We start from the raw sequence: 26,264 nt of genomic DNA on the forward strand, positions 1-26,264 counted from the left end.
GCCGCGCGCGACTTACGTCGGTTTCCCCGCCGGATCCGGCGCCAATTCCGCCGGATGTCCACGGATCAGCTCAGGCCGCGTGTTTGCACAGTCCCTCAGCCTCGATTGTCATCGGAATATTCCGGAGGATTGTTCAACATGCGACTTGCAGTTCGACTCGTTGCCGCGTGGGTTGCCGCGGTCGGTCTTCTCCCGGCCGTCGCCTCGGCTCAGAGCGGCGTGACGTTCGTCGTCACCAGCACCGGCGATGGGGCCGACAGCAACACCGGGGACGGCGTCTGCGCGACGGCCGGCAACGGTCCGTGCACCCTGCGCGCCGCGATCCAGCAGGCCAACGCCGTCGCCGGCACCGACACCATCCACTTCGCGATTGGCACCGGGTTGCAGCGGATCAACGTCGGGTCCGCGCTGCCGATCATCACCAGCCCGGTGGTGCTCGACGGCACGACGCAGCCGGGGTTCGTCGATCGGCCGCTGATCGAGGTCAACGGCAACGGCGCGCCCGGCGGCATCCAGGTGACGGCGGGCAGCTCGACGCTGCGCGGCCTGGCGGTCACCGGATTCAGCGGTGACGGCATCACGCTGAAGACCAAGGGCGGCAACGTCCTGGAGATGAACTACGTCGGGCTGAGCGCCGACGGGGACACCGGCACCAACACGGGCCATGGCGTCGTGATGCAGAACTCGCCGAACAACCGCATCGGCGGTCCGGCGGTCTCGCAGCGCAACGTGATCAGCAACAACAAGGCGAAGGGCGGCGGCGGCGGCATTGTCGTCGACGGCTCGAACGGCGCCGTCATCCAGGGGAACTTCATCGGCGTCGACGTGACCGGCATGCTGGAGCGTTCGAACGAGGCCCGCGGCATCGCGGTGATCGGGTCGAGCAACCTGCTGATCGGCGGACCGGGCGCCGGCATGGGGAACCTGATCGCCGGCAACCGCGCCACCGGCGTCCGCATGCTGGGCGGCTCCAGCAACAACATCGTGCAGGGGAACTTCCTCGGCGTGAACCGCACCGTCACCGACTTCATCGCCAACGATCGCGGCGTGCAGATCCGGGGCGGCAGCGGCCACCAGATTCTCGGCAACGTGATCGCCGGCAACACCTACGACGGCGTCCTGATCTGGGAGGACTCGACCGACAACCTGATCCAGGGGAACCTCATCGCGTTCAACGGCCGCGGTCCGATCGGCGATCCGATGGAGGCGGGGTTCAACGGCGTGTGGATCGCGCAGGGGCTGCGCAACCGCATCGTCTCGAACTCGATCCACTCGAACGGGCTGCGCGGGATCGACCTCGGTACGCCGCAGGCGATCACGCCGAACGACCTGGGCGACGGCGACTCGGGGCCGAACAATTTCCAGAACTTCCCGGTGTTCACCTCGGTAACCACCGCGGGCGGCGCCACGCGCCTGGTCGGCACGCTGAACAGCACGGCGAATGGCACGTTCCTCGTGCAGCTCTTCGCCGACACGGTGTGCGATCCGGCGGGCGGACACGGCGAAGGGCGCTACGCGCTCGGGCAGGTGAACGTGGTGACGAACGGCGCCGGCAACGGCGCCTTCGATGTGGTCCTCCCGTTCACGGTGCCGGTTGGATTCGGGGTTGCGGCGACCGCGACCGATTCGACCGGCAACACCTCGGAATTCTCGGCCTGCGTAACGGTCAAGTAAGGACGCACCGAAGAAGTCGACTCGGCTCCCCCAGGGCCGGCACGCCGCACGGTGCGCCGGCCCGGCTTTTTCCCCAATCCGGAAGGTAGACTAAAGTCATCCATCCGGGAGACATTTGTCCCTTTCGAGCCTGAACACTCGATTTTTCGAGAGTTTACGGCCGTTCCGCCCCCCGAGACTGGCCCGCATCTTGGAATGCCCCCCCCGCACCCAATTGAGTCCACGTCAGGAGAGCATCCAAGTTGTCGTCTGGCTTGCCGTCTGAAGCGAAGCGAACCCTGCTCGCCCGCCTGCTCTCGGAGCGCGCGGCCGCCGGCGTCCGTGTCTCCGCGCCGGCCGCCGACCGCCCGTGGACGCTGTCGTTCGGGCAACGGCGCATCTGGTTCGCCGAGCAGCTGTCCCCGGGCACGTGTGCGTACCTGGTCCCGGTCGCGATCCGGATCCGCGGATCGCTGGATCGGGCGGCGCTCGCGCGCGCGCTGGGCGAGATCGTGGCGCGCCACGACGCGCTTCGGACGACGTTCCCCCTGGTCGACGATCGGCCGGTGGCGCAGGTGGCGCCGCCGCGGCCGGTCCCGCTCGCCATCGAAGACATGACCACGGCGGATCCGAGCGCCCGTGAAGAGGCCGTGCGGCGTGTGTGCCGCGACGAGATCCGCGTGCCGATCGACATCGTCAACGGGCCGATCGTGCGGATGCGCCTCCTGCAGTTGGCCGCGGACGATCACGTGCTGCTCGTGACCGCGCATCATCTCGTGTGCGACGGCGTGTCGGTCGGCGTGCTCCTGCGGGAAATCGCCGCGGGTTACGACGCCTTCGCCGCCGGCGTGCCGCCGTCGTTGCCGGCGCTGCCGATGGCCTTCAGTGAGTTCGCGGCGTGGGAAGCGCGGCACGTGGACACGCCGGCCGTCGGCGAACAGCTTCAGTACTGGACGTCGCGCCTCGCGGGAAGTCCGATTCTCGATCTGCCGGCCGACCGCCTGCGTCCGGCGCACACGAGCCACCGCGGAGCGATCGCCTGGCGCACGCTGAGTCTCGCGCAGGTGCGCGCGCTGCGCGCGGTCGGCCAGCGCGGCCGCGGCTCGCTGTTCATGGTCCTGCTCGCGGCGTTCAAGACGCTGCTGGCGCGCTACTCCGATCAGGAAGACGTGATCGTCGGCTCGCCCGTCGCGGGGCGCTCGAATCCGGCGACCGAACCGCTCATCGGCTGCTTCGTGAATACGCTGGCGCTGCGGACGGACCTGTCGGGCGACCCGTCGTTTCTCGAGCTGCTGGGCCGCGTGCGCGAGACGGCGCTGAACGCCTACCAGCGCGCGGAAGTGCCGTTCGACAAGGTCGTCGACACGATGCAGCTCGAGCGCGATCTGACGCGCGCCCCGCTCGTCCAGGTGTTCTTCAACATGGTCAGCCTCGCCGCCGCCCCGCATGCGCTGCGCGGCCTCTCCGTCCAGATGATCGACGCCGAGGAGGAAGGGGCGAAGTTCGATCTGACCCTCTACGCAATCGAGCGTCCGGACGATCTCCTGCTGCGCATGGTCTACGCGGCGGACCTGTTCGACGCCGCGACCATCGATCAAATGCTGCAGCGGTACGCCCTGCTGCTCGAGGCGATTGCCGCCGATCCGGCCTGCCGGCTGTCGGCGCTGCCGCTGGTCAGCGACGTCGAGCAGCTCGGCGAGATTGCGGCTTTCAACGTGGCGCTCGCATGATCGTGACCGAGCGCGCGATCTTCCGGCCGGTCCACGCGTGGGTCGGCGACGTCGCCGGCCGGCGCGGCGACAGCGTCGCGATCGAGCAGGGCGGCGAGCGCGTGACCTACGCGGAGCTCGATCGGCGCGCCTGGACCCTGGCCAACGCGCTGCGGGCCGCCGGCCTGCCGCGCCACGGCATGGTCGTCGTGCTGACCGGCACGTCGGCCGACGCGATCGTCGCGATCCTCGGCGTGCTGCGCGCGGGAGGCATCTTCGTACCGCTCGACCCGCGCTCGCCGCGCCGCCATCTCGACACGCTCGTCGGCGAAGTGGACGCGAAGTACTTCGTCACCTCGGGCGATGCCGCGTCTCTGGCCGCCGCCATTGCCGGCCCCGATCGCGTCGTCACCGCCGTCGATCGCCTGACGGGGAGCGCCGCCCCGTTCGACCTGGCGCGCGATCCGGACGACGCCTGCTACGTGTACTTCACGTCCGGATCGACGGGCCGCCCCAAAGGGATTCTCGGCCGCCTCAAGGCGATCGATCAGTTCATCCGGTGGGAGATCGACGCGTTCCGCTTCGGCGACGGGCTTCGCGTCAGCCAGTTGATCACGCCGTCGTTCGACGCATTCCTCCGCGACGTGTTCGTGCCGCTGTGCGCCGGAGGAACGGTCTGCGTCCCTGAGTCGCCGGACCTGAAGCTCGACGCGCCCCGGCTCGCCGCCTGGCTCGATGCGGCGCGCATCAATCTGGTGCACTGCGTGCCGTCGCTGTTCCGCACGCTGCTCAACGAGCCGCTGCGGCCCGAACAGTTCGCCGCGCTCACCCACGTGCTGCTCTCCGGGGAGCCGCTGCTGCCGGCCGACGTGAAGCGCTGGTTCGACGTCTTCGGCCCGCGCGTCCAGCTCGTGAATCTCTACGGACCGTCGGAGACGACGATGGTCAAGTTCTTCCATCGCGTGCAGCCGGCCGACCAGTCACGGGCCTCGGTGCCGATCGGCCGCCCGATGGCCGGGACCACCGCGATCCTGGTCGATCGGCGCGGGCGGCCGGTGCCGCGCGGACTCGTCGGCGAGATCTACATCCGCACGCCGTATCGCTCGCTCGGCTATCTCGGCCAGGCGCCGGCCGGCGATCGGTTCGTGCAGAACCCGTTCGGCAGCGATCCCGCCGACATCGTCTATCGCACCGGCGACCTGGGCCGCGTCCTCGCCGACGGCAGCTTCGAGCTGCGCGGCCGCCGCGACCAGCAGGTGAAGATCCGCGGCGAGCGGATCGAGCTCGCCGCGATCGAGAACGTGCTGCGCACCTGTCCGGACGTGCGCGACGTCGCGGTGATCGATCGCGACGATGCGGCCGGGACGAAATACCTGTGCGCGTTCGTCGTCGCGCCGCAGACGATCGATGTCGCGGATCTCCGCGCGCGGCTCGCCGCCGAGCTGCCGCCGAGCATGGTGCCCGGTGTGTTCGTCCGCATGGACCGGCTGCCGCGCACGACCTCCGGGAAGATCGATCGCGCGCAGCTCCCCGCCACTGCGCGCGTCGCCGCCGACCGCCCCGTGTCCGAGCCGCCGCGAACCGATCTCGAACGGCGGGTGGGCGCGATGTTCGCGGAAGTCCTCGGCGTGCCGGCCGTGGGGGTGCGCGACAGCTTCTTCGAGCTGGGCGGCCACTCGCTGCTGGCGACGCAATTGATCTCGCGGGTGCGCGCCGCGTTCCAGGTCGACCTGCCGGTGCGAAGCCTGTTCGAGGCGCCGACCGTCGCGGGGATCGCGCAGCGCGTCGACATGCTGCAGTGGGCCGCCGCCGCGCCGGTCGCGGACGCCGCGGCGCCGGCGAAGGAATTCGAGCTGTGAGCGCCATCGATCTGCTCGCCCGCCTGCGCGCCAGCGGTATCCACGTCGCCGTCGACGGCGACCGGCTCCGCGTCCGCGGATCCGAGGCGGCGCTCACCGCGGAGCTGCGCGCCGAGCTGACGCGGCTGAAGCCCGACATCCTGGCGCTGCTGCGCGGCGGCACGACCGAGGGAGACGCGGCAATCCCGCGGGCGCCGCGATCGGGACGGTATCCGCTGTCGTTCGCACAACAGCGGCTCTGGCTGCTGCACCAGCTCGATCCCGCCAGCCCGGCCTACAACATCGCGGCGGCGATCCGCCTGCGCGGCGCGCTCAGCGTGCCGGCGCTCGAGCAGAGCATCAACGAAGTCGTCCGCCGCCACGACGTGCTGCGCACCGCGTTCGTCGCCGATGGCGGCGAGCCGGCGCAGGTCGTGCGCCCGGCGCTGACCATCCCGCTGCGGCAGATCGATTTCCAGCACGTCGAACCGGCGCAGCAGGAGGCGGCGGTGCGCCGCTTCGCGCGCGACGAGGCCGAGAAGCCGTTCGCGCTGGCCGAGCCGCCGCTGATCCGGACGATGCTGCTGCGACTCGCGCCGGACGATCACGTGCTGCTCTTCACCGGGCATCACATCATCTCGGACGGCTGGTCGGCGGCGCTGTTCACCCGCGAGATCGGCGCCTCCTACGAGGCGATCGTCAGCGGCCGCACGCCGGAGCTGCCCGCCTTGCCGATCCAGTACGGCGACTTCGCGGTGTGGCAGCGCGAGCGGCTGTCGGGGGCGCGTCTCGACGAACAGCTGGGCTACTGGCGGCGTCAGCTCGCGGGTCTCGAGCCGCTGCAGCTCACGACCGATCGCCCGCGCACCGACGCGCCGTGGTTCCGCGGCGGACGCGAGCGGCTGCAGCTGTCGCCGGCGATCGGCGAGGGCCTTCGCGAGCTCGGCCGCCGCCACGGGGCGACGCCGTTCATGATCCTGCTCGCGGCGTGGAACGTGCTGCTGCACCGCTATACCGGCCAGCACGACCTCGTCGTCGGCTCCGCGATCGCCAACCGGACGCGCGCGGAGATCGAGCCGCTGATCGGCTTCTTCGTCAACGCGCTGGTGACGCGGACGGACGTGTCCGGCGACCCGACGTTCGTCGAATTGCTGGGCCGCGTGCGCGACGTGGCGCTCGGCGCGTTCGCGCACCAGGACGTCCCCTTCGAGAAGGTCGTCGAGGACCTGCAGCCGGAACGCCGTCTCGCCGAGAACCCGCTGTTCCAGGTGATCTTCGCCGTGCAGAACGCGCCGGCCACCGAGGCGGCGCTCACCAACCTGCACGTGGAGCCCTTCGAGCTGGACGTCACCACGACGCGGTTCGACCTCGAGGTGTACGTCCGCGAGCGCGCCGGCACGTGGGCCGTCGAGCTGCTGTTCCGCGAGGATCTGTTCGAGGCCGCGACCGTGCGGCGCATGCTCCGCCACTACGAAGGGATCCTCGAATCCGTGGTGGCGCGCGCGGACCGCGCGATCTCCGCCATTCCGATGGCGTCGAGCGACGATCGCCGGCTGGTGATCGACGAGTGGAACGCCACCAGCGCGCCGTATCCGAGCGACCGCACCGTCCACGAGGTGTTCGCCGATCGGGCGCGGACGACGCCGGATGCCGTCGCCGTCTCGTTCGGCGGTGCGCCGCTCACCTACGGCGAGCTCGATCGCCGCGCGAACCAACTGGCCCGGCGGCTCCGCGGCCTGGGTGTCGGACCCAACGTGCTGGTCGGCCTCGCCGCCGAACGCTCGCTCGACATGGTCGTCGGCCTGCTGGCGATCCTCAAGGCCGGCGGGGCGTACGTGCCGCTCGAGTCCACCTATCCGCGCGAGCGGCTCGCGCTGATGCTGAACGACATCGCCGCGCCAGTGCTGCTGACCCAGGCGCACCTGATCGAGCGGCTGCCGCTCGACGCGGCGCCGGCGACGCGCGTGCTGCGCCTGGACGCGGACTGGGCAGAGATCGCCGCGGAGAGTGACGCGGCGATCGCCTCGACGTCCACGACCGACGACCTCGCCTACGTCACCTACACCTCCGGATCGACCGGCGTCCCCAAGGGCGTCGAGGTCCGGCACCGCGGCGTGCTGCGCCTGTTGTTCGGCGTCGACTACATCCGCTTCGGGGCGGACCAGACGTTCCTGCAGCTCGCGCCGGTCGCATTCGACGCGTCGACGCTCGAGATCTGGGGCGCCCTGCTGCACGGCGGGCGCTGCGCGCTCTATCCCGGCGCCGTCCCCACGACCGCCGAGCTCGGACAGGTCCTCGCCGGCGAAGGCGTCACGACGCTGTGGCTCACGGCATCGCTGTTCAACGCGATCGTCGACGAGTCGCCTGAGATCCTCCGCCCGGTGCGGCAGCTGCTCACCGGCGGCGAAGCGCTCTCCGTCGATCACGTGCGCCGCGCCCTCGCCGCGCTTCCCGGGACGACCATCGTCAACGGCTACGGTCCGACCGAGAGCACGACGTTCACCTGTTGCTATCCGATTCCGCGCGACCTTCCCGCGGATGCGCCCTCGGTGTCGATCGGACGTCCGATCGCCAACACCCGCGTCTACGTGCTCGATGCGGCGCTGAATCCGCAGCCGCCCGGCGTGCCCGGCGAGCTGTACATCGGCGGCGACGGGCTGGCGCGCGGGTACCTGCGCCGTCCGGAGCTGACCGCCGAACGTTTCATTCCGGATCCGTTCCGCCAGGGCGGACGGCTGTACAAGACCGGCGACGTCGTGCGCTGGCTGCCTGACGGACGGCTGGCATTCATCGGCCGGCTCGACGGGCAGGTCAAGATTCGCGGCTTCCGCATCGAGCTGGGGGAGATCGAGAGCACGCTGCGGCGCCATCCCGCCGTGCGCAACGCCGCCGTCGTCGCGCGCGAGGACGAGCCGGGCGATCGCCGCCTGGTCGCCTACGTCGTCACGCAGCCGGTCGAGCGCGCCGCCAACAGCAGCGCGCTCGAAGCCGATCGCGTCGCGCAGTGGCAGAAGGTCTACGACACCGTCATCTACGACGAGGTGCGCGGCGGCGCGCGCGGCGGCGACGAGGACCCGACGTTCAACATCGCGGGATGGAACAGCACCTACACGGGGCAGCCGATTCCCGCGGAGGCGATGCGCGAGCAGGTCGAACAGACGGTGGCGCGGATCGCGGCGCGGCGGCCGCGCCGCATCCTCGAAATCGGCTGCGGCACCGGCCTGCTGCTGTTCCGCCTCGTGCGGGACTGCGAGCGCTACTGCGCCACGGACTTCTCCGCGGTCGCGCTCGATTACGTCGCGGCGCGGCTGCCCGAGGACGTGCGCGGACGCGTCGATCTGCGCCAGCGGATGGCCGACGACTTCAGCGGCCTCGAGCCGGGATCGTTCGACGCCGTCATCCTGAATTCCGTCGTCCAGTACTTCCCCGGCTGGGATTACCTGCTCCGCGTCGTCGAAGGGGCGGTGCGCGTGCTGGCGCCGGGCGGCGCGGTGTTCGTGGGAGACGTCCGCAGCCACGCGCTGATGGAGACGTTCCACACCGCGGTCCAGGTCTTCCAGGCGCCGCCCGACAGCGCCGCCGGGCAGGTGCGCGCGCGGATCGCGCAGCACATCGCGCAGGAACAGGAGCTGCTCGTCTCGCCGCGCTTCTTCGCGGCCGCGGCCCGCCGCATTCCCGGCGTCACGCATGCCAGCGTGCAGCCGAAGCGCGGCCGCCACGTCCACGAGCTCACGGAATTCCGCTACGACGCGACGCTGGAAGTCGGCGGACGTCCGGCCGCGCCGCCATCGGTCTCGCCGCTGGACTGGGACGCCGGCGGGCTGACGATCCAGCGGCTGCGCGAGATGCTTGGCGGATCGCGCGATGCGATCCTCCTGCGGAACGTCCCCAACGCGCGCGTCGCGGCGCACGTCGAGACCGTTCGACGGCTCGCCGCGGCGGACGATGCGGCGTCGATCGAGACCGTGCGCGCGGGAAACACCGCCGGCGGGGTCGATCCCGAAGATCTCTGGGCGCTCGGGCCGGAACTCGGCTGCGAGGTCGAATTGAGCTGGCTGGCAGGCCGGTCGGACGGCACGTTCGACGCGTTCATCCGGCCGCGCGGCGCCGCCGCGGAGGCGCCCGTCGGATTCGAGGCGGACGCGGAGCGCGAGGAGGCGTCGTTCGGCGCGTTCGCGAACGAACCGGTTGCCGGGACGTTGGCCCGCGGCGTCGTGCCGCAGTTGCGGCAGCACCTGGCGGAAACGCTGCCGGAATACATGATGCCCTCCGCGTTCGTGCAGCTCGACGCGCTGCCGCTCACCCCGAACGGCAAGATCGACGCCCGGCGCCTGCCGCGGCCCGAGACGCTGCGCACGCTCGGCCAGAGCGTGGCGGTGCCGCCGCGCAGCCCGGTCGAGGAGGCGCTCGCAGACATCTGGTGCGACGTGCTGCGCATCGAGCGTCCCAGCGTCCACGACAACTTCTTCGAGGCCGGCGGCCACTCGCTGCTCGCGACGCAGGTCGTCTCGCGGGTGCGATCGATGTTCGGCATCGACCTGCCGCTGCGCGCGCTCTTCGAAGCGCCGACCATCGCCGGGCTGGCGCGCATGGTCGAAGCGGTTCGGCACGCCGGCGGCGCCGCGGCGGCGCCGATCGTGCCTCGGCCTCGCGGCGCGCGGGCGCCGTTGTCGTTCGCGCAGCAGCGGCTGTGGTTCCTCGAGCAGCTCGGATCGGGGTCGGCGTATCACACGCCGGTTGCCCTCCGGCTCCAGGGGCCGCTCGATCGCGGCGCGCTCGAGCGCGCGGTCAACGAGATCATCCGCCGCCACGACACGCTGCGGACGACGTTCCATCAATCGGGCGGCGAGCCATACCAGCTGGTGCAGCCGGCGCTGTCGATCCCGCTCCCGCTGGACGATGTCAGCGGCCTGTCGGCGGACGCGCGCGAGTCGCTGCTGATGGACGAGATGAACCGGCCGTTCGATCTGACCGCCGGTCCGCTGGTCCGCGCGCGGCTGTTCCAGGCCGCGCCCGACGATCATCTCTTCGCGCTGACGTTCCATCACATCGTCGCCGACGGGTGGTCGCTGGGCGTGCTCGCCCGCGAGCTGACCGCGCTCTACGGCAGCTTCGTCAGCGGCGAGACGCCGTCGCTGCCGCCGCTGCAGATTCAGTACGCCGATTTCGCCGCCTGGCAGCGCGAAACGCTGCAGGGCGACACGCTCGAAGGCCATCTCGCCTACTGGCGCGAGCAGCTGGCCGGCCTGACGCCGCTGCAGATGCCGACCGATCGTCCGCGGCCGCCGCTGCCGAGCTACAAGGGCGCGGTGCACATCGAGCGTCTGCCGGCCGGACTGGCGGCGGCGGTGCAGCGCATGTGCCGCGAGCGCGGCGTGACGCCGTTCATGGTGTTCCTCGCCGGCTTCCAGCTCCTGCTCGCGCGCTACTCGGGCCAGGAGGACGTCGCGGTCGGATCGCCGATCGCCAACCGGAACCGCGAGGAGATCGAGGATCTCCTCGGCTTCTTCGTGAACACTCTCGTGCTGCGCACCGATCTGTCGGGGAACCCCACCTTCGAGCAGCTGGTGGATCGCGTCCGGCACGCCGCGCTCGACGCCTACGCGCATCAGGACCTGCCGTTCGAGAAGCTGGTCGACGAGCTGCAGCCGGATCGCGATCTGACGCGCAACCCGCTGTTCCAGGTCAGCTTCGCCGTGCAGAACCTGCCGCTCGGCGATCTGCGCCTCGGGCCGCTCGCGATCAGCCCGGTCCGCGCGCGCCGCACGGTGTCGCGCTTCGATCTCGAGCTGCACATCTGGGAGAGCGGCGGCGCCTTCGACGCGGTGTACATCTACAGCTCGGACCTGTTCGACGCCGGCACGATCGAGCGGATCGCGTCGCACTTCGCGCGGCTGATGGAATCGGCCGCGGCTGCGCCGGCGGCGCCGGTCGCGGATCTGCGGATGCTGTCCGCCGAGGACGAGCAGCGCATCGTGACGGAGTGGAACGACACCGCGCGCCGCTACGACGCGCCGGCGCTGCTGCACGAGCTGATCGAGGCGCAGATCGATCGGACGCCGGACGCCGTCGCCGTCATGTATGGCGGCGAGCGGCTGACCTTCGCCGATCTCGATCGCCGCGCCAACCAGCTGGCGCGCCGTCTCCGCGCGCTCGGGGCGGGGCCGGAGTCGCTGGTCGGCGTGTGCATGGAACGCTCGCTCGACCTCGTCGTCGCGCTGGTCGGCGTGCTGAAGGCGGGCGCCGCGTACGTGCCGCTGGATCCGGGCTATCCGGCGGAGCGGCTCGCGTTCATGACGGCCGACGCGCGTCCGTCGGTGATCGTCACCCACGAGCAGGTCCGCGATCGGGTGCCGCTGGTGGGCGCGCCGCTGTTGTCGACGGACGGCGACGCCGCCCGGATCGCCGCGGAGTCGGCCGACCGGCTCCGCGTTGCGGTGACGCCGGGCAATCTGGCCTACATGATTTACACCTCGGGCTCGACCGGCACGCCCAAAGGGGCGATGAACGCGCATCGCGGGATCTGCAACCGCCTGTTGTGGATGCAGGAGCAGTACGGGCTGACGCCGGCCGATCGCGTGCTGCAGAAGACCCCGTTCAGCTTCGACGTCTCGGTCTGGGAGTTCTTCTGGCCGCTGATGACCGGCGCGCCGCTGGTCGTCGCGCGGCCGGGCGGCCACCAGGATCCCGCCTACCTCGCGGAGATCATCCGGTCCGCCGGCGTGACGACGCTGCACTTCGTGCCGTCGATGCTGCGCGCGTTTCTCGACGAGCCGTCGGCCGCGCGGTGCAGCGGCGTGCGCCGCGTGATCTGCAGCGGCGAAGCGCTGCCCTTCGATCTGCAGCAGCGGTTCTTCGCCACGCTGAACGCCGAGCTGCACAATCTCTACGGGCCGACCGAAGCGGCCGTCGACGTGACCTACTGGGCGTGCGTGCGCGACGACGCGCGCTCGATCGTGCCGATCGGACGTCCGGTCGCCAACACGCAGACCTACGTCGTCGACCGCAATCTCCGCCCGGTGCCTCCGGGCGTGCTCGGCGAGCTGTATCTCGGCGGCGTGCAGGTGGGCCGCGGCTACTGGAACCGTCCGGCGCTGACGGCCGAGCGCTTCGTCCCGGATCCGTTCTCGACCGTCCCGGGTGCGCGGCTGTATCGCACCGGCGACCTGGCCCGCTATCTCGACGACGGATCGGTGCACTACGCCGGGCGCACGGATCACCAGGTGAAGGTGCGCGGGTTCCGCATCGAGCTCGGCGAGATCGAGGCCGTGCTCACCAGCCATCCGGCGATCGCGGAGGCGGCCGTCATTGCGCGCGAGCGGACGGCCGGGGATACGCGGCTGGTCGCCTACATCGCCGAATGCGGCGGCGAGCCGGTGCCGGTGCGCGAGCTGCGTGCCTACCTCGGCGAACGGCTGCCGGATTACATGGTGCCGTCGCTGTTCGTGCGGCTGGCGGCGCTGCCGTTGAGTCCCAGCGGCAAGCTGGATCGGCGGGCGCTGCCCGATGAGGAGCCGCCGGCCGAGACGCGCGCGGCGATCGTCCCGCCGCGCACCGGCGTGGAGAGTGTGGTCGCCGGCATCTGGGCGGACGTGCTCGGGCGCGACGGGTTCGGCGTCGAAGATGACTTCTTCGAGCTGGGCGGGCACTCGCTGCTGGCGACCCAGGTCGTGTCGCGGCTGCGCGACACCTTTGCCATCGAGCTGCCGCTCCGCCGCATGTTCGAGGCGCGCACCGTCGAGCAGATCGCCGCGCTGGTCGAGGATCTCGTGGCCGAGCAGATCGACGCGATGAGCGAAGAGGACGCGGCCCGTCTCGTCGGCGGCGCCGCGGCGAACGCCCAGGAGTCGAAATAGATGTCGGACGGTACTGCCCGCGTGGGTGCGCGCGCGCCCCTGTCGGATGCGAAGCGGGCGCTGCTCGAGCAGCGGCTGCGCGGCGGCGCCGCGGCGCGCCCGGCGGCGATTCCGCGCCGCAGCGGCGCGGGCCCGGCTGCGCTCTCGTTCGCGCAGCAGCGGCTGTGGATTCTCGACCAGCTGAAACCGGGCAGCGCCGCCTACAACATGCCGCTGGCCCTGCGGTTCCGAGGGACGCTGAACGCCGGTGCGCTGGAGCGGACGCTGAACGAGATCGTGCGCCGCCACGACGTGCTCCGGACGACCTTTCCGGTCGAGGCCGGACAGCCGTCGCAGGTGGCCGCGCCGTCGCTGGCGCTGTCACTCGATCCGCTCGATCTGACGACCTTCGGCGCCGCGGACGCCCGCGAAGCCGAGGCCCATCGCCTCGCACGCGAGGAAGCGCTCCTGCCGTTCGATCTCGCCGTCGGTCCGCTGGTGCGGGCGCGGCTGCTGCGCCTCGCGCCGGACGACCACGTGCTTCTGCTCACGATCCACCACATCGCCGCCGACGGCTGGTCGCTCGGCGTGCTGACGCGCGAGTTGAACGCGCTGTATCCGGCGTTCGCCGCCGGCCGGCCGTCGCCGCTGCCGGAGCTGCCGGTGCAGTACGCCGATTTCGCGGTGTGGCAGCGGGAGCGCCTGGCCGGCACGGCGCTCGACGCGCAGCTCGCCTACTGGCGGCGGCAGCTCTCCGCCGTCGAGCGGCTGCAGCTTCCGACCGACCACCCGCGCCCGGCGATACAGAGCTTCCGCGGCGCTTCCGAATGGCTCGACCTCGGCGCGGATCTCAGCGCCTCCGCGGACGCGCTCAGCCGCGAGCTGCAGGTCACGCCGTTCATGACCCTGTTCGCCGCGTTCAACGCGCTGCTGCACCGCTACACCGGACAGACGGATCTCGTCGTCGGCTCGCCAATCGCCAACCGCACCCGCAGCGAGATCGAAGGGCTGATCGGGTTCTTCGTCAACAGCCTGGCGCTGCGGACCGCGGTCAGCGGCGATTGCAGCTTCCGCGATCTCGTCGGCCGCGTGGCGGCGGTGGCGCATGACGCGTTCGCGCACCAGGATCTGCCGTTCGAGCGTCTCGTCGAGGATCTCGCGCCGGAACGCGATCTCGGCGCCAACCCGGTGTTCCAGGTCGTGTTCGCGATGCAGAACGCGCCGGCCGAGGCGCTGGATCTCGCGGGACTCACCCTGGAGCGCTTCGGCGCCGCGGTGCAGACGACCCGCTTCGATCTCGAGATGCACGTCATCGGGCAGCCCGGCGCGTGGCGGTTGTGGTGCATCTACAACGCCGACCTGTTCGACGCGCCCACGATCCGCCGGCTGCTGGGGCATTACCGCAACGTGCTCGCCTCCGCGACGGCCGAGCCCGCGGCGCCGGTGGCGCGCCTGCAGATGCTGGACGAGGCGGAGCGGCAGACCATCGTCGTCGCCTGGAACGCCACGCCCGGCAGGGCGCCGGCCGAGCCGCTCGCGCACGAGCGCGTCGCGGCGCACGCCGCCCGGCATCCGGCGGCGACGGCCGTCGCCGACGGGACGCTCACCCTGACCTACGGCGAGCTCGATGCGCGCGCCAACCAGGTCGCGCGTCTCCTGCAGACACGCGGCGTCGGCCCCGAGTCACGCGTCCCGGTGTTCATGGACGGATCGGCGGAGATGGTCGCGGCGCTGCTCGGGGTGCTGAAGGCCGGCGCGGCGTACGTGCCGCTCGACCCCGCCGTCCCCGCCGCCCGCGTCGCGTTCGCGCTGGCCGATACCCGCGCCACGGTGCTGCTCACGCAACCGCGCCTGACGGGCCGCCTGCCCGAGACGACCGCCGACGTGGTGGCGCTCGACGGCGAGTGGGCCGCGCTCGAGCGCATCGACGCCGGTCCGGTCGCGAGCCGCGCCGGTCTCGACCACCTGGCGTACGTGATCTACACCTCGGGTTCGACGGGGCAGCCCAAGGGAGTGGAGATCCCGCACCGCGGCCTGCTGAATCTCGTCGACTGGCACTGCCGCGTCTATGCCGTCTCGCCGGCGGATCGCGCGACGCAGCTCGCCGGCGTCGGGTTCGACGCGAGCGTCTGGGAGATCTGGCCCTACCTGACCTCCGGCGCCAGCCTCCATATTCCAAGCGAAGAGACGACGCTGGATCCCGCGGCGCTGTGGCAGTGGCTGGCCGCCAGCCGCATCACCATCAGCTTCCTGCCGACGCCGCTCGCTGAGGCGGCGCTGCAGGTCGCGCCGCCTTCCGGACTCGCGCTGCGCGCGCTGCTCACCGGCGGCGATCGCCTGGCCCAGGCGCCGGAACGGCCGCTGCCGTTCGCCTTCGTGAACCACTACGGGCCGACGGAGAATTCGGTGGTCAGCACCTGCGGGCCGGTGCACGCGGGGGCGGACGGCAGCGCGCCGTCGATCGGCCGGCCGGTGGACAACGTCACCGCCTACATCCTCGACCGTGCCGGCGCTCCCGTTCCGGTCGGGGTGACCGGCGAGTTGCACGTCGGCGGCGCGAGCCTGGCACGCGGCTACCAGGGCCGTCCCGATCTCACCGCCGAGCGCTTCGTCCCGGATCCGTTTTCCGCGACGCCGGGCGCGCGCCTGTATCGCACCGGCGACCTGGCGCGTTACGACGCCGGCGGCAACATTCATTTCGCCGGGCGCCTCGACGAGCAGGTGAAGATCCGCGGTTTCCGCATCGAGCCGGGGGAGATCGCCTCGGCGCTCGAGCAGCATCCCGCGGTGGGGCATGCGGTCGTCATCGTGCGCGAGGACGCGCCCGGCGATCGGCGCCTCGTGGCGTACGTCGTGCCGCGCCGCGAGGACAGCGCCGCGCCCGGCGGAGCCGTCGACGAGCGCTACGAAGCCGAGCGCGTCGCGCAGTGGCGGAAGGTGTACGACACCGTTTTGTACGACGAGGTCGTCGCCGCCGGCGAGGAGGAGGATCCGACGCTGAATACCGCCGGCTGGCTGAGCACCTACACCGGCCTGCCGATCGACGCGGCGGCGATGCAGGAGCAGGTCGACCAGACGGTGGCGCGCGTGCTCGAGCGGCGGCCGCGGCGGATTCTCGAGATCGGCGCCGGCACCGGGATGCTGCTGTTCCGCCTGGCGCCGGCATGCGAGCAGTACTGCGCGACCGACTTCTCCGAGGTCGCCATCAGCTATCTGCGTGACCGGCTGCCGCCGGCGCTGCGCGAGCGCGTGACGCTGCTGCCGCGCGTCGCCGACGACTTCAGCGGCATGGCGCCCGGCTCGTTCGACGTCGTCCTCCTCAACTCGGTCGTGCAGTACTTCCCGAGCGCGGAATACCTCCTGCGGGTGATCGACGGTGCGGCCCGGGTGCTCGCGCCGGGCGGGATCCTCTACCTCGGGGACCTGCGCAACCATGCGCTGCTCGAGGCGTATCACACCGCCGTGCAGCTGTTCCAGGCGCCTGACGATCTGCCGGTGGATCGGCTGCGGCAGCGGATCGCGCAACACATCGCCCAGGAGCAGGAGCTGCTGATCGCCCCTGCGTTCTTCGCCGCGCTGCGCGCGCAATCGCCGGCGATCACCGCCGTGCACATCCAACCCAAGCGCGGACGCCGCTGGCAGGAGCTGAACGAATTCCGTTACGACGCCATCGTCGAATTCGGCGGAGCCCCGGCCGGATCGCCGGATGTCGCGTGGCGCGACTGGCGCGGCGAGAGCATGACGCTGGCGCGGCTGCAGGCGATGCTCCGCGAGCCGGGAGCGGATGCGATCGCATTCCTCGGGGTGCCCAACGCGCGCCTCGCGACCGCGGTCGAGGCTATCCGCCTCCTGGGATCGGCGGATGCGCCGGAGCGCAGCGGCGAGCTGCGGCAGGCCGCGGCCGCGGCGGGCGGAGCGGTGGATCCCGAAGACCTGTGGCGTCTCGCGGACGATGTCCCGTACACCGTGGATTTGAGCTGGGCGTCGTCGCGCGCGGACGGATCGTTCGACGTGATGATCCGCCGCCGCACAGCCGTTCCTGCGGCGCGTGTCGAGTTTCCCGCGCCGGCGGCCGAAGGCGCGCTCACCGCCTTCACGAGCGATCCGGGCAGCGGCACCGCGGCGCGGGCGCTCGGACCGCAGTTGCGCAGCTACCTGACCGAACGGCTGCCCGAGTACATGGTTCCGGCCGCGTTCGTCGTGCTCGAGGCGATGCCGTTGACCGTCAACGGCAAGGTCGATCGGCGCGCGCTGCCCGCCCCGGATCAAAGCCGGCCCGACGTCGAGACGCCGTTCGTCGCGCCGCGCAGTCCGATCGAAGAGGGACTGGCGGAGATCTGGCGAAGCATTCTCAACGTCGCGCAGGTGAGCGTCCACGACAACTTCTTCGAGACCGGCGGCCATTCGCTGATCGCGACACAGTTCGTCTCGCGCATCCGTGAGGTCTTCCAGGTCGAGCTTCCGCTGCGCGCCCTGTTCGAGACGCCGACCATCGCCGGGCTCGCCGCAGCGATCGAGGCGGCCGGGAGCGGCGGCGCCGCCGCTCCGGTGCGCCTGCCGCTCACTGCGGTGCCCCGCGACCGCGCGCTGCCGCTGTCGTTCGCGCAGGAGCGGCTGTGGCTCGTCGATCAGCTGGACCCCGGCAACGCCGCCTACAACATGCCGGGCGCGTTCCGTCTGCACGGCGCGGTGAACGTCGACGCTCTGCGGCGCGCGCTGCAGGAGATCGTCGGCCGGCACGAGATCCTCCGCACCACATTCGCCGTGGTCGACGGGGAGCCTCGGCAGCGCATTCATCCGCCGGGTGAGTGGCGCGCCGAGCTGATCGACCTCGGCGACCTGCCCGCGGATCGCCGCGAGCAGGCGGCGTCCGAGATTTCCCGCCGGCACGCTCAGGAGCCGTTCGACCTCGCGGCCGGGCCGCTGTTCCGGGCGACGCTGGTACAGATCGAGGCCGAGGACTGTCTGCTGATCCTCAACGCCCATCACGTCGTCTTCGATGGTTCGTCCGCCGGCGTGCTGATGCGGGAGCTCGCGGCCATCTACGACGCCTTCCGATCGGGCCAGCCGTCGCCCCTGCCGCCGCCGGCCCTGCAGTACGCCGATTTCGCCGTCTGGCAGCGCCGCCATCTCGACGCCGGCACGCTGCAGCCGTCGCTCGACTACTGGTCGCGCAGCCTCGCCGGGGTGCCGCCGCTCGATCTGCCGGCGGATCGGCCGAGGCCCGCCGTGCAGACGTCGCGCGGCGCCGTCGAATCCCTGCTCGTGCCGGCGCCGCTCGCCGCGGCGGCGCTCGCTCTCGGCCAGCGCGAAGGGACGACGTTCTTCATGACCATGCTGGCGGCGTTTGCCACGCTGCTGCACAAGCGCACCGGCCAGCCCGATCTGGCGGTGGGTTCCGCGATTGCCGGCCGATCGCAGCGCGAGATCGAAGACCTGATCGGCTTCTTCGTCAACACCGTGGTGCTGCGCGTCGACCTGTCCGGCGATCCGACGTTCCGCGAGGTGCTCAGGCGCGTCCGGCAGACGGCGCTGGGCGCCTACATGCACCAGGACGTCCCGTTCGAAAAGGTGGTGGAGGCGCTGCAGGTTCCGAGAGATCGCAGCCGCAATCCGCTGTTCCAGGTGTTCTTCAACGTCTTCGACCTTCGCGACGCGCGCCTGACGATGCCGGGGCTCGGCGTGCAGAGCGTGGCCACGGGACACCAGGCGTCGAAGTTCGACCTGACGCTGTTCATCAACCAGACCGCCGAGGGCCTCTGGACCGTGTTTACCTACAACCCGGATCTGTTCGACGCCGGCAGCATCCAGCGGCTGGCGGGGGAGTTCCAGCGCGTGCTCGAGGCCGCGCTGCGCGACCCGGGCGCGCGGGTCAGCGAGCTGGCGGTGATGGAGGAGTCGGAGATGGCCGCCCTGATCGGCGCCTTCAACGACACGCTCGAATGACGACACTCGAACCGCGGGGCGCGTGGCTCGGCGTGATCGGCGGGCTCGGTCCGCTCGTCTCTGCCGAGTTCCTGAAGACCATTTACGAGGAGGGGATCGGGGCGCGCGAGCAGGACGCGCCGCGCGTGCTCCTGTACTCGGATCCCAGCTTTCCCGACCGGACGTCCGCCTTCCTCGCCGGCGAGGAAGAGCCGATTACGCGTCAGTTGATCTCGGCGCTGGAGCAGGTCCGCGGCGCGGGCGTGGCGCGCACGGTGATTTGCTGCGTGACCATGCATCACGTGCTGCCGCGGGTCCCCTCGGATCTGCGCGGCCAGGTGGTTTCGCTGATCGACGTGATCGCCGACGCGGTGACCGCGAGCGGCGAGAAGCACCTGCTCCTCTGCACCACCGGCACGCGCCGTCTCGGGCTGTTCGAGCGGCACCCGCGGTGGGCGGAGATCCGCGATCGTGTGGCGCTGCTCTCCGACCGCGACCAGACGAGGGTCCACGAACTGATTTACGAGTTGAAGGTGAACGGCTCGATCGACGCGATTGCGCCGGCGCTTGCCGCGCTGCTGCCCGCCTACGGCGTCACGAGCTTCATCGCCGGCTGCACCGAGATGCACTTCTTCGCCAAGCGCCACGTTCGCCAGCACGGCGGCGGCTGCATCGACCCGCTGTTCATCATCGCCCGCGACCTCGAGGCGCTGCTGGCGTCGTCGGCCGTTGCCGGAGGCCGGCGATGAGCTGGCAGCCGGTTCACGAGTGGTTCGCGCGGACGGCCGCGGAATCGCCTGACAGCGTTGCGATCGAGCGCGGCGCCGAGCGGATCACCTATGCGGCGCTCCAGGCGCGCGCCGCCGCGATCGCCGCGGCGCTGCGCTCGCGCGGCCTTCCGCCGCGGGCGCCCGTCATCGTCCTCGCCGACGACGTGGCGATGACGGCGGCCGCGATTCTCGGTGTGCTGCGCGCCGGCGCGATGTTCGTGCCGCTCGATCCGCGAATCACCGAGCGGCGTCTGCAGACGCTGATCGCGGAGATCGGCGCGGCCTGGTTCGCCGTCGAGCCGCGGTTCGCGCCGCTGGCCGCGGCGGCGGCGCACGCCGCCGGCGTGGAGCCTGCCGTGGTCGACGTGCGGGGCGTGACGCCCGGCGCGGGCGATGCGGCGGCGGATCCGGCGGTCTGGGCGCCGGACGATCCGTGCTACGTCTACTTCACGTCCGGATCGACCGGGCAGCCGAAGGGGATCGTCGGCCGGCTGAAGGCAGTCGACCACTTCATCCGCTGGGAGATCGCCACCTTCGGTCTGCAGCGCGGCGTGCGCGTCAGCCAGCTGATCTCCCCTTCGTTCGACGCGTTCCTGCGCGACATCTTCACGCCGCTGTGCGCCGGCGGCACCGTCTGCGCACCCGAGAGTCCGGACGTCCGCCTCGACGGCGCCGCGCTGGCCCGCTTCCTCGACGAGGCCCGCGTCAATCTGGTGCACTGCGTGCCGTCGCTGTTCCGCACGATTCTCGCGCAGCCGCTCCGGCCCACGTCGTTCCCGGCGCTGCGGCACGTGCTGCTGTCGGGCGAGCCGCTGCTGCCGGTGGACGTCGAACGCTGGTGCGATCTCTTCGGCAGCCGCATTCAGCTGGTCAATCTCTACGGGCCGTCGGAGACCACCATGACCAAGTTCTTCTACATGGTGCAGCCGGCGGATCGGCACAAGCCGTCGATCCCGATCGGCGTGCCAATGGAGGGGGCCAGCGCCATCGTGGTGGATGACGCCGGCAGGCCGTGCGCGCGGGGCGCGGTCGGAGAGATCTACATCCGCACGCCCTACCGCAGCCTCGGATATTACGGCCGCGAGGACCTCACCCGCGCCGTCTTCGTGCAGAACCCGTTCAGCGCGCGCGCCGGGGATCTCGTGTATCGCACCGGCGATCTCGGGCGCGTACTCGAAGACGGCAACTTCGAACTGCGCGGACGCCGCGATCATCAGGTCAAGATTCGCGGCGAGCGGGTCGAGCTCGGTGCGGTCGAGAACGCGCTGCGCGGGTACGAAGGCGTCCGCGACGTGGCGGTCGTCGATCGCGAGGACGGATCCGGCACCAAGTTCCTCTGCGCCTACGTCGTCGCCGCCGCCGGCGTGACGGTGCGCGACCTGATGGACGGGATGTCCCGCGACCTGCCGTCCAGCATGGTGCCCACCGCGTGGGTCATGCTCGACGAGCTGCCGCGCACCGACAGCGGCAAGCTGGATCGCGGCCGCCTGCCGGCGCCGGCGTCGGAGGCGCGTCCCGCGGCCGTCGAGGGACCGCGCACGCCGCTCGAGACGCAGCTGGCCGCTCTCTTCGCCGACGTCCTGCGCGTCCCGGCGGTGGGCATCAACGAGAGCTTCTTCGAACTGGGCGGTCATTCCCTGCTGGCGACACAGCTGGTCGCGCGGGCTCGCGCGCTGAGCGGGATCGATCTGCCGATCCGTGTGATCTTCGACGAGCCGTCCGTCGCAGGCCTCGCGCGGTACCTGGAGGCGGTGCGATGGGCGCGCGGCACCGCCACGGCCGCGTCGCCGGCGGGCGCTGGAGTGCAGGAAGTCGAACTATGACGTTGCTTGATTTGCTGGATCGCCTGCGCGCGGCCCAGATCGAGATCGCCGCGGACGGCGATCGCCTCCGGATCCGCGCGCCGCAGGGCGCGCTGACCGAGGAGCTGCGGGCGGCGCTGGCGGCGCACAAGTCCGAGCTGCTGGCGCTCTTCGCCCACCCGGCCGGGCCCGCGGGGGGCGCCGACTCGATTCCGCGGCGCGATCGCGCCGGCGCCCTGCCGGCGTCGTTCGCCCAGCAGCGCCTCTGGATGGTGCACCAGCTCGAGCCGGACAATCCGGCGTACAACCTGCGCGGCGCCGTGCGGCTGCGCGGCGTGCTCGACGTCGGCGCGCTCGAGCGCACCATCGCCGAGATCGTGCGCCGTCACGAGACGCTCCGGACAACGCTGCACCTCGAGGGCAGCGAGGTGGTCGTGCAGCCGGCGGCGGCAGGCGCGGCGGTCAGGCTGCGGACGGTGGATCTGTCGTCGGCCGACCCGGCGGACGCCGAAGCGGAGCTGCGCCGCCTGGTCGATCAGGAATGCCTTCGCCCCTTCGATCTCGGAACCGGCCCGCTGCTCCGGCCGGTTCTGTACCGGCTGAACGCCGAGGACCACGTCCTGCTGTTCGTCCTGCACCACATCGTCGCCGACGGGTGGTCGCTGGGGCTGTTCCGCCACGAGCTGGGCGTGCTGTATTCGGCGTTCGCGGCCGGGCAGCCGTCGCCGCTGCCCGATCCGTTGGTGCAATACGCCGACTTCGCGGCCTGGCAGCGCGAACGTCTGGCCGGCCCGGTCGCCGAGGCGCAGCTGACCTACTGGAAGCAGCAGCTCGCCGATGCCCCGGCGCTCGACATGCCGGCGGATCGCCCGCGGCCGCCGGCCCAGAGCCTTCGCGGCGCGATGTCGGTGATCACGCTGCCCCGTGACCTGGCGGACCGGCTCCGCGCCGTCAGCCAGCGCGAAGGCGTCACGCTGTTCATGACGATGCTGGCGTCGTTCAGCGCGCTGCTCTCGAGATACAGCGGCCAGCGGGACATCGTCGTCGGATCGCCGATCGCCAACCGCACCCGCGCGGAGCTCGAGAACCTGATCGGCTTCTTCGTCAACAGCCTGGTGATGCGGGTCAGCCTGGCCGGCCGTCCGACCGGACGCGAGCTGCTGCGGCGCGCCAAGGAGGTCGCCCTGGCGGCCTACGCGCACCAGGACCTGCCGTTCGATCGCGTCGTCGAGGAACTGCAGCCGCAGCGCGATCTGAGCCGCAATCCACTCTTCCAGGTGATGCTCGCCGTGCAGAACATGCCGGCGTGGTCGCTCGACCTGCCGGCGCTGGCGCTGCTGCCCTACGAGACGCCGGTGGTCACCACGCGCCTCGATCTGGAGATCTACGTCCGCGACATGCCGCACGCGTTCGCGATGCAGTTCGTCTATGCGACGGATCTGTTCGACGAGGCGTCGATCCAGCGCCTGCAGCGCCACTACTGCCGGCTGCTCGAAGGCATGACCGCGGATCTCGATCGGCCGGTCGCGGATCTGCCGCTGATGGATGACGAGGAGCACTCGCGCGTGGTCGTCGGCTGGAATGCCACGGCGAGGCCGTTCCCGGAAAGCGAGAGCATTGCGGCGCTCTTCGAGGCGCAGGCGCACCGGACTCCGACGGCCCAGGCCGTCGTCTACGGCGACGACACGCTGACCTACGAGGAACTGAACCGCCGCGCAAATCAGCTCGCGCACTGCTTGCGGGCGCAGGGGGTCGCGCCGGAGGCGCGGGTCGGGATCCTGCTCGAGCGATCGCCCGAGGCGATCGTCGCGATGCTCGCGGTGCTCAAGGCCGGCGGCGCCTACGTGCCGCTCGACCTGACGTATCCGGCCGAACGCCTCGCCTGGATGGTGCGCGATGCGGGCGTCACCGTCGTCGTCACCACCGACGCTCTGCTCGATCAGCTCGGATCGCAGCCCGGCGTGAGGGCGGTCCGGCTCGACGCGGATCGGTCGACGATCGCGGCGGCGCTCGCCACCAATCCGGGCGCGGCGGCAGGCGGCGATCGGCTCGCATATGTGATCTACACGTCCGGATCCACGGGCACGCCGAAGGGAGCGGCGGTGACGCATCGCGCCATCGCCCGTCTGGTCTGCAATACGGACTACATCGCGATCGAGCCTTGCGATCGCATCGCGCAGGCATCGAACAGCGCCTTCGACGCCGCGACGTTCGAGATCTGGGGAGCGCTGCTGCATGGCGCGACGCTGGTCGGCGTCAGCCGGGACGTTGCGCTGTCGGCCCACGCGCTGGCACGAGAGATCCGCGCGCGCGGCATCACGACGCTGTTCCTGACGACCGCGCTGTTCAACCAGCTGTCGAGCGAGGTGCCGGACATCTTCGCGCCGCTGCGCACGCTCCTGTTCGGCGGCGAGGCCGTCGATCCCGGCGCCGTGCGGCGCGTGCTGCGCGATGGGGCGCCGGCGCGCTTACTCCACGTCTACGGACCGACGGAAACGACGACGTTCGCGACCTGGCACGAAGTCGTGAACGTGCCGGACCGGGCGAGCACGGTTCCGATCGGCGCCGCCCTCGCCAACACGACGCTTTACGTGCTGGACCGGCGCATGGCGCCGGTCCCGATCGGCGTCCCCGGCGAGCTGTTCATCGGCGGCGACGGCCTGGCGCGCGGCTATCTCGGGCGGCCGGGGTTGACCGCCGAGAAATTCGTCCCGTCCCCCTTCGGCGGAGGACGCGGCGATCGTCTCTATCGCACCGGCGACGTGGTGCGGTGGCGTGAAGACGGCGCGATCGAGTTCCTCGGACGCGTCGACGACCAGGTGAAGATTCGCGGGTTCCGCATCGAGCCGGGAGAGATCGAGACGGTGATCGAGCGCCATCCGTCCGTGCGCCGCGCCGTCGTCCTGGCGCGGGAGGATACGCCGGGGGAGAGGCGCCTGGTCGCCTACGTCGTGCCCGGGACCGGCGCCCGCGGCGACGACTGGTCCGATCAGCGCATCGCCGACTGGCGGAGTGTCTACGACGACGTGATCTACGAGGGGGTCGTCGCCGAGACGGGCGCAGCCGAGAACCCGACGTTCAACATCTCGGGGTGGATGAGCAGCTACACCCGTCAGCCGCTCGGCGCCGACGCGATGCGCGAGCAGGTCGACGGCACGGTGGCACGCGTGCTCGCGCGGTCGCCGAAGCGGGTGCTGGAGATCGGCTGCGGCACGGGGCTGCTGCTGTTCGCGATCGCGCCGCACTGCGAGCATTACACGGCGACCGACTTCTCGTCGGTCGCGGTGGATTTCGTCCGCAGCAACCTGCCGGACGACCTGGCCGGGCGCGTCACGCTCGAGCAGCGGGTGGCGCACGACTTCACCGGCATCGAGCCCGGGACGTTCGACTTCGTCCTGATCAATTCGACGATCCAGTATTTCCCGGACGCCGACTATCTGCTTCGCGTGATCGACGGCGCCATCCGCGCGCTGTCGCCGGGCGGCACGCTCATGCTCGGGGACGTGCGGCACCTCGGTCTGCTCCGCACCTTCCACACCGCGGTGCAGCTGCACCAGGCGGGGCCGGATCTGACCGCCGGCGCACTGCGCCAGCGAGTCGATTACCAGGTCGCGCGCGAGCAGGAGCTCTGTCTCTCGCCGGTGTTCTTCGCGGCGCTGCGCGCGCGCCACCCGGATATCGCGCACGTCCGGATCGAGCCCAAGCGCGGACGGCATCGCCACGAGCTGTCGGAATTCCGCTTCGACGCGCTCCTGCAGGTGGGCGGCGCGGCCGCCGTGGACGGCCCGTTCGAATGGCGGGACTGGAGCGCGGACGACCTGACGTTCGGGCGGATCGAAGCGCAGCTGCGCGCCGGAGAGCTGCCGTTGGCGGTGCGACGCGTGCCCAACGCACGCCTGCAGTCCCATCTCGCCGCGCAGCGACGGCTGACCGCGGCGGACGCGGGCGCGATGGCAGCCGGCCTCCGCGTCGACGGCGATCCGGGCGTCGACCCTGAAGATATCTGGGCGCTCGCCGCGGATCTCGGATGCGAAGCCGAGATCAGCTGGGCCGCGGGGCATGCGGACGGGTCGATGGACGTGCTGTTCCGCGCCCGCGGGGCCGCGAAGAGCGCGCCGGAATTTCCCGCGCCTCCGGCTCACGGCGATTTGACCGGGCTCGCGAACGTCCCGGTGGCGCGATCGGACGATCGGGAGCTCCCCTCCGAGCTGCGCAACTACCTGCGCGATCGGCTGCCGGACTACATGGTGCCCTCGGCCGTGGTCCTGTTGCCGGAACTCCCGCTCACGGCGAACGGGAAAGTGGATCGCCGTGCCCTGCCGCCTCCGGAGGCAGTCGCGGCGGACGGGGCCGCCGCGCACGTCGACCCGCGCAACGAGCTGGAAGAGGCCGTCGCGGAGATCTGGCGGTCGGTGCTCGGAATCCAGAAGGTCGGGATCCACGACAACTTCTTCGATGCGGGCGGGCACTCGCTCATGGCCACCCGGGTGATCGCGCGGCTGCGCGAGACGTTCGGCGTCGAGGTCGGGGTCCGCAGCCTGTTCGAACACCCGACCATCGCCGGGCTCGCGGACGCGCTTCTCGAGAAGATGCTCGAGCAGGACGCGGGCGCCGCCTCCGCCGGCCCACCCGCCTAGCGACCGCCGGCCAACCGGGTCGCCGGGGCGCAAGTCGCTGATTCAGCGTAGGTTCGCAGGCCAGATTCCGGGAGGGAGACTAAATTCACCTCCCA

At 71.2% G+C, this 26,264-nt stretch carries 8 protein-coding genes; all 8 read left to right on the forward strand.

Annotated elements, in window-relative coordinates; all coding sequences use genetic code 11:
- The first annotated feature begins 138 nt into the window (after positions 1-138).
- Positions 139-1,674, forward strand: a complete 1,536-nt coding sequence (locus tag VFK57_06350) for a right-handed parallel beta-helix repeat-containing protein (protein HET7695311.1) — start codon at positions 139-141, stop codon at positions 1,672-1,674.
- A 254-nt stretch (positions 1,675-1,928) separates the two neighbouring features.
- The gene (locus tag VFK57_06355; protein HET7695312.1) at positions 1,929-3,383 is read left to right on the forward strand and encodes a condensation domain-containing protein; all 1,455 of its coding nucleotides are present in this window, start codon (positions 1,929-1,931) and stop codon (positions 3,381-3,383) included.
- Entirely contained in the window at positions 3,380-5,221 is a 1,842-nt protein-coding gene (locus tag VFK57_06360; protein HET7695313.1) for a non-ribosomal peptide synthetase, read from the forward strand. The genes VFK57_06355 and VFK57_06360 overlap by 4 nt, the downstream gene beginning before the upstream one ends.
- Positions 5,218-13,056 carry an amino acid adenylation domain-containing protein gene (locus tag VFK57_06365; protein HET7695314.1) on the forward strand — a complete coding sequence of 2,613 codons (7,839 nt, stop codon included), beginning with the start codon at positions 5,218-5,220 and terminating at the stop codon, positions 13,054-13,056. Before VFK57_06360 ends, VFK57_06365 begins: the two co-directional genes overlap by 4 nt.
- Positions 13,057-18,981, forward strand: a complete 5,925-nt coding sequence (locus VFK57_06370; protein HET7695315.1) for an amino acid adenylation domain-containing protein — start codon at positions 13,057-13,059, stop codon at positions 18,979-18,981.
- Positions 18,978-19,709, forward strand: a complete 732-nt coding sequence (locus tag VFK57_06375) for an aspartate/glutamate racemase family protein (GenBank protein ID HET7695316.1) — start codon at positions 18,978-18,980, stop codon at positions 19,707-19,709. The genes VFK57_06370 and VFK57_06375 overlap by 4 nt, the downstream gene beginning before the upstream one ends.
- Entirely contained in the window at positions 19,706-21,553 is a 1,848-nt protein-coding gene (locus VFK57_06380; GenBank protein HET7695317.1) for a non-ribosomal peptide synthetase, read from the forward strand. Before VFK57_06375 ends, VFK57_06380 begins: the two co-directional genes overlap by 4 nt.
- Complete coding sequence (locus tag VFK57_06385) at positions 21,550-26,169, forward strand: amino acid adenylation domain-containing protein (protein ID HET7695318.1); 4,620 nt, start codon at positions 21,550-21,552, stop codon at positions 26,167-26,169. The genes VFK57_06380 and VFK57_06385 overlap by 4 nt, the downstream gene beginning before the upstream one ends.
- Positions 26,170-26,264: the final 95 nt, after the last annotated feature.

The sequence above is a fragment of the Vicinamibacterales bacterium genome (assembly GCA_035699745.1).
In the GTDB taxonomy this organism is placed as follows: Bacteria; Acidobacteriota; Vicinamibacteria; order Vicinamibacterales; family 2-12-FULL-66-21; genus JAICSD01.